Genomic DNA, 14,018 nt, shown 5'->3' with positions numbered 1-14,018 from the left:
TCAGCGCAGTTTGGCCGTGCGGCTCTCGATGTCGATGATGACGCTGCCGGTCTTAGCATAGCCTTCCGGAACATAGGCTTCGCCTGGCGCGAGTTCGCGCAGTTCCTCCGCATCCTTCGGCTTCGGAAAACCCTTGCCGCACGCCGTGGCGATCGTCTCGCTGTCGGCATAGCTGACGGCGGCGACGACGGTGCCGGGGCTCGACCCGGCGGTGAGCTTCGACAGGTCGAAATATTTCAAGCGCTCCGAGCAGGTCACGACGTTGGCCACATAGGCGCCCGTCGTATCCTCGGCCTGCAGCAGAAAGTCGTAGGACATTCTGATCGGCTCGCCGCCGCCCCCGCCGAAGCTGACGCGCGCCACGCCGGTCTCGACAATGCCCTGCCCCATGCCTCCGACCAGGCAGACCAGCACGTCGAGGCCCTCGGCCTTGCCGGCGATGAGACACTGATCCACCAGCATGCCCGGCTGGTAGCCACGGAAGACGTAGCCGGCGCCCGTCTGCTCGAACAGCACCGAGCCGCCGAAATTGTTCACATGCGCCTCGCACGCGCTGCCATAGCTCACGATCAGCAGCGGATGTCCGGAGGCGACGAAACGTCCCTCGTGACGCTGATCGCTCAGCTTGACGTCGCAACGACGGCCCTCGGCGTCGGGATAGGATTTGGCCCGCTTGCAGGTGGAGCCGGCGATCGCCTTGGGCGCGCAGAACAGCGACAGCAGCGCGCGGTCGGTCGCGGCGGCCTCGGCGCCGTCAGCGAAGACGCAGCACAGCAGCAGCGACAGCAGCACGACAAACAATTGCGTCATCCGATCGGCCTTCCAGGTGGGCTTGGAACGCGGAGACTTTAGCCGCGATACCGTCGCAAACCAATCATTAACCCGCGCGTGTGGTCGCGGCAGAGCACACGCGGACCCTGACCACATGGGCCGCTTCAGCCTTTGGCACCGTCGGCGGATGATGTAGGCTGAAGCGGTCGCAACGACTCGACACACGACCGGCGGCGATGCAGCCGCCGGCGCACAGGCGCGAGGAGCCCATGACCGACCATCTGATCGTCACCGACGAGGGCGAGACGCGGACGATCAAGCTTCGCCGCCCGGAAAAGAAGAACGCGATCACCCAGGCCATGTATCTCGGCATGAGCGACGCGATCGACACCGCGCAGAACAATCCGCTGGTGCGATGCATCATCATCACCGGCGGCTCGGGCGTGTTCACGGCCGGCAACGATCTCGAGGATTTTCTGCACGCCGGCCATGCGGGGAGCGAGGCGGTGCGCACATCGGCCGCGACCAAATTCCTCTACTCGCTGGCGCACAACGCCAAGCCGATCATCGCCGCCGTCGACGGCGTCGCGATCGGCATCGGCACCACGATGCTGTTCCATTGCGACTACGTGCTGGCTTCGACCACGGCGACATTCTCCACACCGTTCATCCATCTCGGCCTGGTGCCGGAAGGCGCATCGAGCCTGTTGATGCCGCAGACCATGGGCTATCAGCGGGCGTTCGCGATGCTGGTGATGGGGCGTACCATGACCGCGGCGGATGCGCAGATCGCCGGCTTCGTCAACACGGTGGTGGCGCCGGGACATACCGAGGTCGAGGCGCACAAGGTGGCACGCGACATCTGCCGGCTGCCGGCCGAGGCGGTGGCGATCGGCCGCAAGCTGATCCGGACCGCGCCGGACGAACTGACCCGCCGCATCGACCAGGAGGCCTATCTGTTCGCCGAGCGCATGACCTCGGAGGAAGCGATCGGCGCGTTCAAGGCGTTCCTGTCGCGCAAGAAGAAAAAGTGACGCCGGGACCGTCGGACGCGCATGCCCAGTTTTGATGTCATCGTGATCGGCTGCGGCGCGGTCGGCAGCGCCGCGCTGCTGCATCTCGCCAGAGCGGAAAAGCGGGTGCTCGGCATCGACCGTTTCCAGCCGCCACATGTGTTCGGCTCGACCCATGGCGAGACCCGCATCACCCGCGCGGCGATCGGCGAAGGCGTCGACTACACGCCGCTGGCGCAGCGCTCGCACCAGATCTGGCGCGAACTGGAGCGCGAAACGGCTGCGCATCTGTTCGAGCAATGCGGCTGCCTGTTCATTCCGGCCCGCGACGGCGGCGAGGTGCATGGTGTCAGCAGCGCGCAGTTCTTCGCCAATATCGAGACCGCTGCGCGGCTGCACGGCGTGGACGGTGAAACGATTTCCCCGGAGCGGCTGCGGACCGATTATCCGGGCTTCGCCACCCTGCCCGGCGATCGCGCATTTCTCGACCGCGAGGGCGGCTACCTGCTGGTCGAGGACTGCGTGCGCGCCGAGCTTGCCGTCGCCGCGCGGCTCGGCGCCGAGCTGCTGACCGGCCGGCGGGTGACGTCGTTCCGCCGTGCCGGCGGCGAGCTCATGGTGACCATGGACGACGGCACGACCGCGTCGGCGACGACGCTGATCGTGACCACCGGCCCGTGGATCACCGAGCTGATCGCGCCGCTGCAGCGACGCGTGACGATCACGCGGCAGGTGCTGTACTGGTTCGAGGTGCTGTCCAACCCGCAACGCTTCGGCAACGGCGCGCCGGTCTTCATCTGGGACGTGACGGGGCGCGAGCGCACCGCCTCCGACATCTACGGCTTTCCCTGGCTCGGCTCGCCCGACAACGGCGTCAAGATCGCCAACGAAGTCCTGACCGGAGAGACCGATCCGGATCACGTGCCGCGCGAGGTCACGGCGGACGAGATCGAAGCGACCTACGAGACCTATGTCCGGCCGTTTGTGCCGGATCTCGGACCAACATGCCTGCGCAGCGCGGTCTGCCTGTACACCAATGCGCCCGGCGGCCGCTTCGTCATCGACCGTGATCCCGGCGATGACAACGTCATCTACGCCTCGCCTTGCTCCGGCCACGGCTTCAAGCACTCGCCGGCGGTCGGCGAGGCGCTCGCGGCGATGGCGCTCGGCCAAACGCCGCGAGTCGATGTCTCCGGTTTCACGCTGGACCGGCTGCCGTCGTGACGGCTACTTGCCGGACGACAGCGCCGCGGTCTGCTTGGCGAGGCCCTCGTTGAACTGCACCTCGAGCTTGTCGAGATAGGCGTTGAACTCGCCCGGCTTGACGAACGGGTTCGGCGCGCCGTCGGCGATCTTCGCCCGCTTGCCGGCCATGTCGTACATTTCCGGATGCGGCGCCAGCAGGATATCCGGATACACATTCTTGGCCCAGGCGAAGGTCTTCTTGTAGTCGTCGACGATGCCGGGATAGGTCGGCCGCCCAACCAGCTGGTTCAGCGCCACCGTGGCGCTGCAGAAGAACAGGACGCTGCGCGTCGTATCGCCGTCCTTCACATTGGTGGTCCAGCTGGTGCAGCCCGGTGAATGGCCCGGCGTCTCGTGCGCCGTCAGCGTGACGCTGCCGAGCGTGACCGTGTCTCCCTCCTTCACCGCCCGGTCGACCTTGACCGGCGGGAAGTTCAGATGGGTCTGCTCCTCGCGGCCCGGATAGAATCCGCCTTCGAGCAGCGGCACGTCCTTGGCGCCGGCCACCATCTGCGCGCCGGTCTCCTGCTTGATCTGCGCGAGCCCGCCGGTGTGGTCGATATGGGCATGGGTGTTGATGATGTATTTGATGTCGGCGACCTTGAAGCCGAGCTTGCCGACGCTGTTTTCGATCTGCGCGGTCGATTCCGGCATCACCGTATCGATCAGGATGTGCCCCTGCGGCGTCGTGATCAAGTAGGAGGCAAGGCCGTTGGTGCCGACATAGTAGATGTTGTCGATCACCTTGAACGGCTCGGTCGGCTTATTCCAGCCGGCGATCACCTGCTTCATGAAGTCAGGCATTGTTTGCGCTGCAGCAGGACCGGCCGCCAGCGTCACCGCGGCGGCGAACAGCATCATTCTTTTCATCACGGCCTCTCGATTCACGATAAAGTTGTTATGACGTCGTCTTATGTCATCGCTCCGTAAGGGAGCCATGTTTCTCCGCCGCCCTGCATCACACGTACCGTTGAACACGTACCGTTGACCTCGCGAACGATCTTGAATGATTTTGCCATGAGCCGACTCAGCCGCGTCTTCGCCGCCTGCCTTCTTGCCGCGCTCAGCGCCGCTGCTCTTGCCGCCCTGCCCGTCCATGCCGAGGACGAGCCGGTGTCCTTGCGCATCCTTGCCATCAACGACTTCCACGGCAACCTCAAGCCGCCGGCCTCCGGCATCCGGATCGCCGATCCGGCGGACCCGACCAAGAGCACGGTCGTTCCGGCCGGCGGCGCCGAGCACATGGCGAGCCTGATCAAGCTGCTGTCGGATGGGCAGCCCAACACGATCTTCGTGGCGGCGGGCGACCTGATCGGCGCAAGCCCGTTCCTGTCGGCGATGTTCCACGACGAGCCGACGATCCAGTCGATGTCGAAAATGGGCCTCGCGCTGTCGGCGGTCGGCAATCACGAGTTCGACGAGGGCAAGGCCGAGCTCTTGCGCATGCAGAACGGCGGCTGCCATCCGACCGACGGCTGCCGCGGCCCCGAGCCGTTCTCCGGCGCCCAATTCCACTACCTCGCGGCGTCCACCTTCATCGCGGGCACCGACAAGACGATTTTTCCGCCCTATGAAATTCGCACCTTCGAGGATATTCCCGTCGCCTTTATCGGCCTGACCCTGAAGGGCACCGCGGGCATCATCTCGCCGGCGAGCGCCGCCGGCCTCGAATTCCGCAACGAGGCCGAGAGCATCAACGCGCTGATCCCGGAATTGAAGGCGAAGGGCGTCCAGGCGATCGTCGTGCTGATCCATGAGGGCGGCTGGCCCTCCGGCGGCATGAACGAATGCCCGGGCCTGTCCGGCCCGATCGTCGACATCGTCAAGGATCTCGACAGCGCGGTCGACATCGTCATTTCCGGCCACACCCACCAGGCCTATGTCTGCACCATCGACAAGCGGCTGGTTACCTCGGGCGACAAGTTCGGCACGCTGGTGACCGCGATCGACGTCAAGCTCGACCGCACGACGCGCGACGTGATCAGCGCCACCGCGACCAACATGGTCGTCGACGGCAGCCTGCCGAAGGACGGCGCGCAGACGGCGCTGATCGAGGCCTATGAAAAGGTGGCGGCCCCGATCGCCAACCGGCCCGCGGGCACTATCACGCAGGTGCTGTCGCGCCTGCCGAATGCCGCCGGCGAGAGCGTGCTCGGCGACGTCATCGCCGATGCCCAGCTCGCGGCGACCTCGGCCGCCGACAAGGGCGGCGCGGTCATCGCGATGACCAATCCCGGCGGCATCCGCACCGATCTCGCGCGCCGTGACGACGGCACGGTCACCTTTGCCGACGTGTTCGCCAGCCAGCCGTTTCGTAATCAGCTCACGACGGTCACCCTGACCGGTGCCGAGATCAAGGCGGCGCTGGAGCAGCAATGGCTCGATCCGGCGCGGCCGCGCATCCTGCAAATCTCTCGCGGGTTCAGCTATGCGTTCGATCCGAAACAGCCTGCCGGATCACGCGTCGATGCCGCGTCCATGACGCTGAACGGCACGGCGATCGATCCGGCGGCGTCCTATCGCGTGACCCTCAACAACTATCTCGCCTTGGGTGGCGACGGCTTCACCGCGTTCAAGAGCGGCCGCGATCCGCTCACCGGCGTCTATGACGACGAGGCCCTGTTCGCCTATCTCAAGGCCAACAGCCCGCTCGGCCCGCCACCGCGCGACCGCATCGTCAACAAGGCCCAGTGATCCCTGGCCTCACTGGGCGGAAAGCCGGTCATATCGCCGTCGAGGCTCTTTCCGAGGCTGCGCTCAGCGCATAGATTGGGCACTCCCGCAACGCGCGAGTGGCAGAGCCCTGATGTCGACGCTGTATCTTTCTCACGAAGCCTGCCTCGATCACGCCACACCGTCCGGACACCCCGAGCGTGCCGACCGCCTGCGCGCCGTCGAGGAGGCGCTGACCGAGGAACGCTTCGCGCTGCTCGATCGCGACGAGGCGCCCGAGGCGGATATCGAGCTGGCGCTGCTCTGCCACAACGAGCACTACGTCACCGAACTGCGCCAGATGGCGCCGACCTCCGGCATCATCTATCTCGACGGCGACACCTCGATGTCGCCCGGCACCTGGGAAGCCGTGATGCGAGGCGTCGGCGGCGCCGTCGCGGCCACCGAGTCCGTGATGTCCGGCAAGCACAAGAACGCCTTCGTGGCGGTGCGCCCGCCGGGCCACCATGCCGAGATCGCCAAGCCGATGGGCTTCTGCTTCTTCGACAATGTCGCGATCGCGGCCCGCTACGCCCAGCGCACCTTCGGCATCGAGCGCGCGGCCATCATCGATTTCGACGTCCACCACGGCAACGGGACACAGGACATCTTCTGGGCCGACAAGAGCGTGATGTACTGCTCCACCCACCAGATGCCGCTGTTCCCCGGCACCGGCGCCCGCGGCGAGCGCGGCGAGCACGACACCATCGTCAACGCGCCGCTGGCCTCGGAGGACGGCAGCCTGGAGTTCCGATCCGCCTTCGAGAACCTGATCCTGCCGCAGCTGACCAAGTTCAGCCCGGAGCTCGTGATCATCTCGGCTGGCTTCGACGCGCATTATCGCGACCCGCTCGCATCCTTGAATCTGCGCGCGGAAGATTTCGGCTGGGTGACCCGAAAGCTGATGGATCTCGCCGAGAAGACCGCCGGCGGCCGCGTCGTTTCGGTCCTGGAGGGCGGCTATGACCTTCAGGGACTGAAAGAATCCGTCTCGGCCCACGTCGCGGCCCTGACCGGGGCGTAATCCCCAGGTTCCGGCCGATCTGCCCGGTCGGGACCTGACAGAGCCCTGGACGGAGTGTAAAAGCACGGCCCCGGAGTTGTGTATCTGCAGGGAACCCGCATGGCGGACACCACTGTCACCGACGTCAAGAAGCTGTCGTTCGAGCGCGCGATCGAGGAGCTGGAATCGATCGTGAAACGGCTCGAGGACGGCAAGGTGCCGCTGGAGGAGTCGGTGGCGATCTACGAGCGCGGCGAGGCGCTGAAGCGTCGTTGCGAGGAATTGCTGCGCCAGGCCGAGGCCCGGGTCGAGAAAATCACCACCGACGCCAGCGGCCGGGCGACCGGGACCGCGCCGCTCGACGTGCAGTAGTCCGCTCACGGCCGCCCCGCACGTGGCCGGGATCCCGCCTGGAATTTTTTTCGTAGCGCAGGCCGCGGCGATGCAGTTCGGGCACGTGCCGCCTCCCGATCGTGCAGATCAGCCGAAACGCGATGCAGGCGGCTCGAACCCAATCGTCGCCGGCGGGCGTGGGGCATCTCTTCCATTAACGCTAACGCGCGAAGTTAGGCCCAACGGTCGAGCGCCCTGTTCTCGGTCACGGCCCCAGCAGCACCGTTCCGCCGGGGGTGGTCTGGGCAGACAGTAGAGGGGCGACAGGGTCCGGCGTTCGATCCGCGAGCGTCAGGCGCCAGAACCGCAAGGTGTTACGCTCGCGGTTCTTTTACGTTTCGGTGACGATGGATCAATGAAACACCGCAGGCGTATGACGTCTTCATGATCGCTTGCGGACCGGTCCCCATCCGCCAGCGCATGGCTCCGCCTGCGGCCGCACGCGCGATCGTCAGGACAGCCCGTCCCGCACTGCAGGAAAAAGGCTGGACCGTGGGCACTTCTCCGGTTTATCCCGGAGACGCTTCTGCTGCCGATTTGAGCAGCCCGATGGAACAAACCGCCTGTCGCTGCGGTTGTGTTGTCGCGCGAAGGTACCGTTTGCGGGCTTGCCATCTTGCGCCGGGTTGGCTTTAAGACGCGCTTTGGTGTAAAGCTTCTCGGAACTGCGGGTTTTTGGAAATGCTCTTTCCCTTCAGAGGGATGGAACTAAGCATTTGCAAAAGCTAGCAAAACTGACTTGGCTGAACGACTTGGCGATCTTGGGCGACAAACGAGGACGGCAAGGCAACCAAGAGTGACTTACATCACTGAGATCGATCCAAAAGCCGGCTAGTGTCCGGTCGGCGGCCTCGATCCGCGCGGATGTAATCTTCGAGACCCCAGGTTTCGCCGCCCGTTACGATGAACCTCTCAGACGTCGGCCCTTGAACCCGACCTGCAAAATTGGAATGTCACCGTGACCACATTTAGTAAAACGCCGCTTCTCGACACCATCAAGACTCCGGAAGATCTGCGCCGGCTGAAGGTCGAGCAGGTCCGGCAGGTCGCCGACGAACTGCGCCAGGAGACCATCGACGCGGTCTCGGTGACCGGCGGCCATTTTGGCGCGGGTCTCGGCGTGGTCGAGCTGACCACGGCCATCCATTACGTGTTCGACACGCCGCGCGACCGTCTGATCTGGGACGTCGGCCACCAGGCCTATCCGCACAAGATCCTGACCGGGCGCCGCGACCGCATCCGCACCTTGCGCACCGGCGGCGGCCTCTCCGGCTTCACCAAGCGCGCCGAGAGCGACTACGATCCGTTCGGCGCCGCGCACTCTTCGACCTCGATCTCCGCCGGCCTCGGCATGGCGGTCGCCCGCGACCTTTCGGGCGGCAAGAACAACGTCATCGCCGTGATCGGCGACGGCGCGATGTCCGCCGGCATGGCCTATGAAGCCATGAACAATGCCGGCGCGATGAACTCGCGCCTGATCGTGATCCTCAACGACAACGACATGTCGATCGCCCCGCCGGTCGGCGCGATGTCGGCCTATCTGTCGCGCCTGTACTCGGGCAAGACCTACCGCACGCTGCGCGATGCGGCGAAGCAGCTCGGCCAGCATCTGCCGAAGGTGATCGCCAACCGCGCCAGCCGCGTCGAGGAATATTCCCGCGGCTTCATGATGGACGGCGGCACGCTGTTCGAGGAGCTCGGCTTCTATTATGTCGGCCCGATCGACGGTCATAACCTCGACCATCTTCTGCCGGTCCTGAAGAACGTCCGCGACATGGAGACCGGCCCGATCCTGGTCCACGTCGTGACCCAGAAGGGCAAGGGCTACTCGCCGGCGGAAGCCGCCGCCGACAAATATCACGCGGTCGCCAAGTTCGACATCGCAACCGGCACCCAGGCCAAGGCCAAGCCGAACGCGCCGGCCTATCAGAACGTGTTCGGCCAGAGCCTGGTCAAGGAAGCCGAGAAGGACGACAAGGTCGTCGGCATCACCGCCGCGATGCCCTCGGGCACCGGCATCGACATCTTCGCCAAGGCGTTCCCGAAGCGCACCTTCGACGTCGGCATTGCCGAGCAGCACGCGGTCACCTTCGCCGCGGGCCTCGCCGCCGAGGGCTACAAGCCGTTCTGCGCGATCTACTCGACCTTCCTGCAGCGCGGCTATGACCAGATCGTCCACGACGTCTGCATCCAGTCGCTCCCGGTCCGCTTCGCCATCGACCGCGCCGGACTGGTCGGCGCCGACGGCGCCACTCATGCCGGCTCGTTCGACAACGCCTATCTCGGCTGCCTGCCGAACATGGTCATCATGGCCGCGTCCGACGAGGCCGAGCTGGTGCACATGGTGGCGACGCAGGTCGCGATCGACGACCGTCCGAGCTCGGTGCGCTATCCGCGCGGCGAAGGCCGCGGCGTCGAGATGCCGGAAGTCGGCGTCGCCCTGCCGATCGGCAAGGGCCGCATGATCCGCCAGGGCAAGCAGATCGCCCTGCTCTCGTTCGGCACCCGTCTCGCCGAGTGCGAGAAGGCGGCCGATGAGCTCGCTGCGCACGGTCTGTCCGCCTCGATCGCCGATGCGCGCTTCATGAAGCCGCTCGACGAGGAGCTGGTGCTGAAGCTCGCCCGCGAGCACGACATCCTGATCACGATCGAGGAAGGCTCGATCGGCGGCTTCGGCTCGCACGTGATGCAGTACCTGGCCGACCAGGGCATGCTCGACGGCGGCCTGAAGATGCGCACGATGGTGCTGCCCGACGAGTTCCAGGACCACGACACGCCGGCGGCGATGTACGCCCGCGCCGGCCTCGACGCCAAGGGCATCGTCCGCAAGGTGTTCGAGGTGCTCGGCAAGGACTACACCGCCGAGGTCGTCAAGCTCGCCTGAGGCGAGCTTGCACTCCCATCTGAAGTCCCCAAGCCCGCAGGCTTCGGGCCGGGACTTCAGCTTGATGGCCTTGTGAACGCTTCGATCGCGCACCTGATGCGCTAGACGACAGCCGGCGCTGGTGGCGCCGGCATCGAAGCTACTCGCTGCTTCCAGCGCGCCCGCCGCTCCTCATCGTCATCCGGAGACGGAAGCGGCCAGACATGCTCCCGCCACCATGGTGGCTTCCGCGCGGGCAGCACAGCCCAGAGATCCGGATAGAGATCCTGGATGATCTTGCGCAGAGATGGCCAGGCTCTGCTCGTGACCTCGCCGACGATGACCGCGAGCAGGTGAATTTCCGTCAGCGTCTTGATGCCCCGCGGGACCGGTCCAAGATCGATCGAGAACGGCTGCAGCACGAAAACGGCCGAGATCGCCAGCATGATCCAGAACTGCATGCGGTAGAACCATGACAGGCCGCTGGTGATATCGAGATTGGCTATGAACAGGCTCGAACGCAGTTGGGGAAGATCCGGGTGCTTGAGCTCCAGGAACAGCCCGTAAGCAAAGGCCGAATGCAGCAGCCGCTGATACACCCGCTGGTCGATGAACCAGAACGCGAAAACGCCTGCGCTGCCGATCATGCAGACGAGCGCGCGCAGATAGGCGAGATGCTCGGCACGGCTCGTGATATCGACGGCGGGCGGCGGCGTGAAGGCGTTGACGGTAATCAGCCCGATGGCGCCGAGCACGGCCGCTGTCCAGGCCGAGCAGATCGAGCGGATCTGACTCTGCGACTTGTCAAAGTCGCTTTCGAACGTGCGCAGATGGGTATAGATCGAAAGCCGTTCTGCAGAAGTGAATCCGGTCATCGACGACCTCGGACTGCAAGCTTTCACGATACGCCGCGATACTAACCTGAGCTGGACGCGAAATGAAGATTTACCTCGCAGGACCGGAGGTTTTTCTGTCCGACCCGATCGCGATCGGCCGACGGAAGGTCAGCATCTGTGAAAGCCACGGCCTCGCCGGGCTTTACCCGATGGACAATACCGTCGATCTACACGCCGCCGACGCCTCGCTCGCGATCTTTCGCGGCAACGAGGCGATGATGGACATGTCCGATGCCATCATCGCCAATCTCACGCCGTTCCGCGGCCCCGGCGCCGATGCCGGCACGGTCTATGAACTCGGCTACATGGCCGGCCGCGGCAAGCTGTGTTTCGGCTACTGCAATGACCCGGGCCTCTATTCCGAGCGGGTCGGACGCTTCTCGACGATCACGAAGCAGGACGGCCGGCTGGTCGATGCCGAAGGCCTGACGGTGGAGGATTTCGGCCTGCCCGACAATCTGATGATGATCCATGCCCTCGATCTGCACGGCCATCCGCTGGTGCTGCCGCGCGACCGGCCGGCGGATGTCTGGCATGATCTCACGGCGTTCGAGGAATGCGTGAGGCTGGCCGCCCAGCGGCTGGGCGCGGAGTCGTAGGGTAGGCAAAGCGGCGCCGACGGCGACGCGTGCCCACCATCCATCCGCAGCCTCGGTCAACATGGTGGGCACGGCGCGTCGATTGCGATACGAGCTTGTTGCGAGAGCGGTGCACGCGCCTTTGCCCACCCTACGAGGCTCGTTGTGTGGCACGATCTTGCGGCACCCTCAGCCGGGACCCATAACCACAGGACGTCGTGTTGAGCACATGCGTAGTTGCCAGCTTCCTACGAACTACGTCCTGTGGTTATGAATCCCGGATCGGCGCTTCCCACGCGCGATGCGCATTGGAGCTTGCCCGGGACGACACTGAATTTGACGCGCCGCCTTCACAACTCATGACCATCGATCAGACAAATGCCCCCTGCCCGCAAACGCGCTGACATCCTCCTGGTCGAACGCGGCCTGTTCGAGAGCCGCGCGCGGGCGCAGGCGGCGATCGAGGCGGGGCTGGTGTTTGCCAATGACAAGCAGGTGGTGAAAGCGTCCGAGACCGTTCCGATCGATGCCGTCGTTCAGGCCGAGCCGGCGCATCCCTGGGTGTCGCGCGGCGGCGTCAAACTGGCGGCGGCGCTGGAGCATTATGGCATCGAGGTCGAGGACCATGTCTGCCTCGATGTCGGCGCCTCCACCGGCGGATTCACCGAGGTGCTGCTCGCCAATGGCGCGGCGGTCGTGTTCGCGATCGATGTCGGCCGCGACCAGCTGCATCCGTCGCTGCGCAACCATCCGAAGATCGTCTCGATGGAGCAGACCGACATCCGCAGCTACGAGGGCAAGCGGCTGCCGCAGCGTCCGGACGTGGTCGTGATCGATTGCAGCTTCATCTCGCTGAAGGCCGTGCTGCCGGTGGCGCTGACGCTCGCGGCATCGCCGATGAGCCTGCTGGCACTGATCAAGCCGCAATTCGAGGCCAAGGGCGCGCACGGCAAAGGCGGCATCATCAAGGATGCCGGCGTGCATCAAACCGTGTGCGACGACATCGCCGCGTACGCGGCCTCGCTCGGCTGCAGCGACATCGAGATCTTCCCATCCTCCATCAAGGGCGGCGACGGCAACGCCGAATTCTTCCTGGGAGCGCGCCGCCATGGTTGAGCGTCTCGTCATCGACCATGTCGGCCATCGCGGCGACGGCGTGTCGCTGTCATCGGGCGAGGCGCTGTACGTGCCGTACACGCTGGCCGGCGAGACGGTGGAGGCTGCCGCCATTGCCGGCCATCCGGACCGCCGCAAGCTGCTGGCGGTGGAGACAGAGAGCGCCGACCGGATCGCCCCGTTCTGCGCGCATTTCGGCGTGTGCGGCGGCTGTGCCATCCAGCACTGGGCGCCGGAGCCCTACCGGCAATGGAAGCGCAACATCGTCGTCGAGACCTTGCGCGCGGCCAAGGTCGATTGCGAGGTCGCCGATCTCATCGACGCGCACGGCGCCGGCCGGCGGCGCGCGACGTTTCACGCGCGCATGGGCACCCACGACATTCTCCGGGTCGGCTTCTCGGCGGCAAACAGCCACGAGATCGTCCCGATCGACCGCTGCCCCATCCTCGATCCGGCGCTCGACGGCGCGCTGGAAGCGGCATGGGCGCTCGCGGAGGCGCTGAAGCCCACGGGCAAGCCGCTCGACATCCAGGCGACCGCGACGATCAATGGCCTCGACGTCGACATCCGCGGCTCCGGGCCACTGCCGCCGCCGCGCATCGCGTCGCTGTCGCTCATCGCGGAGAAGCACCGGCTGGCGCGGCTCACGCGCCATGGCGAGCTGGTGCTGATGCGCAATCCGCCTGTGGTGACGATGGGCACGACGCAGGTGACCCTGCCGCCCGGCTCGTTCCTGCAGGCCACCGTACAGGGCGAGGAGACGCTGGCGCAGCTGGTGCTGGAGCGCATCGGCAAGACCAAGCATGTCGCCGACCTGTTCTGCGGCGTCGGCCCGTTCGCGCTGCGGATCGCCGCGCGCGCGCGCGTCATCGCGATGGACAATGACGCCGGCTCGATCGCAGCGCTGCAGAAGGCCGCCGGCACGCCCGGCCTGAAGCCGATCAAGGCCGAGGCGCGCGACCTGTTCCGCCGCCCGCTGATGCCGCCCGAATTGCGCGATATCGACGCCGTCGTATTCGATCCGCCACGCCAGGGCGCGCAGGCCCAGGCGAAGCAGCTTGCATCAAGCAAGGTGCCGGTGATCGTCGCGGTGTCCTGCAACGTCACGACGTTCGCGCGGGATGTGCGGATGCTGATCGACGGCGGCTACAGGCTGGAGACGGTGGTGCCGGTCGACCAGTTCAGACATACGCCGCATGTGGAGCTGGTGGCGAAGCTGGTGCGGTGAGGCGGATATCATCATTAGTTGAGCGACAGAGGTGCCTCGTCGCGCACGCTGCGCTCCCTCTCCCCGTGAAGAACGGGGAGAGGGAGCGCAGCGTCGCTCGTGATGGAGAACTCGGCTCATCGCCAGAGCTGAGCCATCCATCGGCCAACGTGATCGCCAACCCGCAGATCTTTTTCTGTTCTGACCGCGCTGGCCACCGC

12 protein-coding genes are annotated in these 14,018 nt (G+C 65.7%); 9 read left to right on the top strand and 3 right to left on the bottom strand.

Annotation, left to right across the window (positions count from 1 at the left end):
- Positions 1-810 (bottom strand): hypothetical protein, encoded by an 810-nt coding sequence (locus ACQR1Y_RS25055; protein WP_434878715.1) that lies wholly within the window; start codon positions 808-810, stop codon positions 1-3.
- 230 nt (positions 811-1,040) lie between these two features.
- On the opposite strand from ACQR1Y_RS25055, the gene ACQR1Y_RS25050 reads away from it, so the two are divergent.
- Complete coding sequence (locus ACQR1Y_RS25050; RefSeq protein ID WP_434856890.1) at positions 1,041-1,805, top strand: crotonase/enoyl-CoA hydratase family protein; 765 nt, start codon at positions 1,041-1,043, stop codon at positions 1,803-1,805.
- Between the two features lie 21 nt (positions 1,806-1,826).
- Positions 1,827-3,008 (top strand): N-methyl-L-tryptophan oxidase, encoded by a 1,182-nt coding sequence (solA, locus tag ACQR1Y_RS25045; protein ID WP_434878716.1) that lies wholly within the window; start codon positions 1,827-1,829, stop codon positions 3,006-3,008.
- Positions 3,009-3,011: 3 nt separating this feature from the next.
- Here the strand turns inward: solA and bla are convergent, their stop codons facing one another.
- Positions 3,012-3,899, bottom strand: coding sequence for a subclass B3 metallo-beta-lactamase (gene bla / locus ACQR1Y_RS25040; RefSeq protein WP_434878717.1), 888 nt, complete (start codon positions 3,897-3,899; stop codon positions 3,012-3,014).
- A gap of 147 nt (positions 3,900-4,046) precedes the next feature.
- Here bla and ACQR1Y_RS25035 point away from each other — a divergent pair, with 147 nt between their 5' ends.
- The 4 genes from ACQR1Y_RS25035 (at position 4,047) to dxs (ending at position 10,021) form a co-directional block, all read left to right on the top strand.
- Positions 4,047-5,723: a bifunctional metallophosphatase/5'-nucleotidase gene (locus ACQR1Y_RS25035; protein ID WP_434878718.1), complete on the top strand. Its 1,677-nt coding sequence runs from the start codon at positions 4,047-4,049 to the stop codon at positions 5,721-5,723.
- 112 nt (positions 5,724-5,835) lie between these two features.
- Entirely contained in the window at positions 5,836-6,765 is a 930-nt protein-coding gene (locus ACQR1Y_RS25030; protein ID WP_434856894.1) for a histone deacetylase family protein, read from the top strand.
- Positions 6,766-6,864: 99 nt separating this feature from the next.
- Positions 6,865-7,116: an exodeoxyribonuclease VII small subunit gene (locus ACQR1Y_RS25025; protein ID WP_434856895.1), complete on the top strand. Its 252-nt coding sequence runs from the start codon at positions 6,865-6,867 to the stop codon at positions 7,114-7,116.
- Between the two features lie 979 nt (positions 7,117-8,095).
- Positions 8,096-10,021, top strand: coding sequence for a 1-deoxy-D-xylulose-5-phosphate synthase (gene dxs, locus ACQR1Y_RS25020; RefSeq protein WP_434835187.1), 1,926 nt, complete (start codon positions 8,096-8,098; stop codon positions 10,019-10,021).
- A 101-nt stretch (positions 10,022-10,122) separates the two neighbouring features.
- Here the strand turns inward: dxs and ACQR1Y_RS25015 are convergent, their stop codons facing one another.
- Entirely contained in the window at positions 10,123-10,875 is a 753-nt protein-coding gene (locus ACQR1Y_RS25015; protein ID WP_434878719.1) for a hypothetical protein, read from the bottom strand.
- 62 nt (positions 10,876-10,937) lie between these two features.
- Between ACQR1Y_RS25015 and ACQR1Y_RS25010 the strand changes: the two genes are divergently transcribed.
- The 3 genes from ACQR1Y_RS25010 to ACQR1Y_RS25000 all read left to right on the top strand — a co-directional run bounded on the left by ACQR1Y_RS25010 (position 10,938) and on the right by ACQR1Y_RS25000 (position 13,818).
- Positions 10,938-11,495 carry a nucleoside 2-deoxyribosyltransferase gene (locus ACQR1Y_RS25010; protein ID WP_434878720.1) on the top strand — a complete coding sequence of 186 codons (558 nt, stop codon included), beginning with the start codon at positions 10,938-10,940 and terminating at the stop codon, positions 11,493-11,495.
- A 357-nt stretch (positions 11,496-11,852) separates the two neighbouring features.
- Complete coding sequence (locus ACQR1Y_RS25005; RefSeq protein ID WP_434878721.1) at positions 11,853-12,590, top strand: TlyA family RNA methyltransferase; 738 nt, start codon at positions 11,853-11,855, stop codon at positions 12,588-12,590.
- Positions 12,583-13,818 carry a class I SAM-dependent RNA methyltransferase gene (locus ACQR1Y_RS25000; protein WP_434878722.1) on the top strand — a complete coding sequence of 412 codons (1,236 nt, stop codon included), beginning with the start codon at positions 12,583-12,585 and terminating at the stop codon, positions 13,816-13,818. Before ACQR1Y_RS25005 ends, ACQR1Y_RS25000 begins: the two co-directional genes overlap by 8 nt.
- The last annotated feature ends 200 nt before the right edge of the window (positions 13,819-14,018 follow it).

The organism is Bradyrhizobium sp. HKCCYLRH3099 (assembly GCF_051167855.1).
GTDB lineage: Bacteria > Pseudomonadota > Alphaproteobacteria > Rhizobiales > Xanthobacteraceae > Bradyrhizobium.
The sequence above is the reverse complement of the archived record's forward strand: the minus strand, read 5'-3'. Positions and strand labels throughout refer to the sequence as shown.

Coding starts and splice junctions, on each gene's coding strand:
- ACQR1Y_RS25055 (WP_434878715.1), bottom strand. CDS start 810: ATGACGCAATTGTTTGTCGTGCTGCTGTCGCTGCTGCTGTGCTGCGTC.
- ACQR1Y_RS25050 (WP_434856890.1), top strand. CDS start 1,041: ATGACCGACCATCTGATCGTCACCGACGAGGGCGAGACGCGGACGATC.
- solA (WP_434878716.1), top strand. CDS start 1,827: ATGCCCAGTTTTGATGTCATCGTGATCGGCTGCGGCGCGGTCGGCAGC.
- bla (WP_434878717.1), bottom strand. CDS start 3,899: ATGAAAAGAATGATGCTGTTCGCCGCCGCGGTGACGCTGGCGGCCGGT.
- ACQR1Y_RS25035 (WP_434878718.1), top strand. CDS start 4,047: ATGAGCCGACTCAGCCGCGTCTTCGCCGCCTGCCTTCTTGCCGCGCTC.
- ACQR1Y_RS25030 (WP_434856894.1), top strand. CDS start 5,836: ATGTCGACGCTGTATCTTTCTCACGAAGCCTGCCTCGATCACGCCACA.
- ACQR1Y_RS25025 (WP_434856895.1), top strand. CDS start 6,865: ATGGCGGACACCACTGTCACCGACGTCAAGAAGCTGTCGTTCGAGCGC.
- ACQR1Y_RS25015 (WP_434878719.1), bottom strand. CDS start 10,875: ATGACCGGATTCACTTCTGCAGAACGGCTTTCGATCTATACCCATCTG.
- ACQR1Y_RS25010 (WP_434878720.1), top strand. CDS start 10,938: ATGAAGATTTACCTCGCAGGACCGGAGGTTTTTCTGTCCGACCCGATC.
- ACQR1Y_RS25005 (WP_434878721.1), top strand. CDS start 11,853: ATGCCCCCTGCCCGCAAACGCGCTGACATCCTCCTGGTCGAACGCGGC.
- ACQR1Y_RS25000 (WP_434878722.1), top strand. CDS start 12,583: ATGGTTGAGCGTCTCGTCATCGACCATGTCGGCCATCGCGGCGACGGC.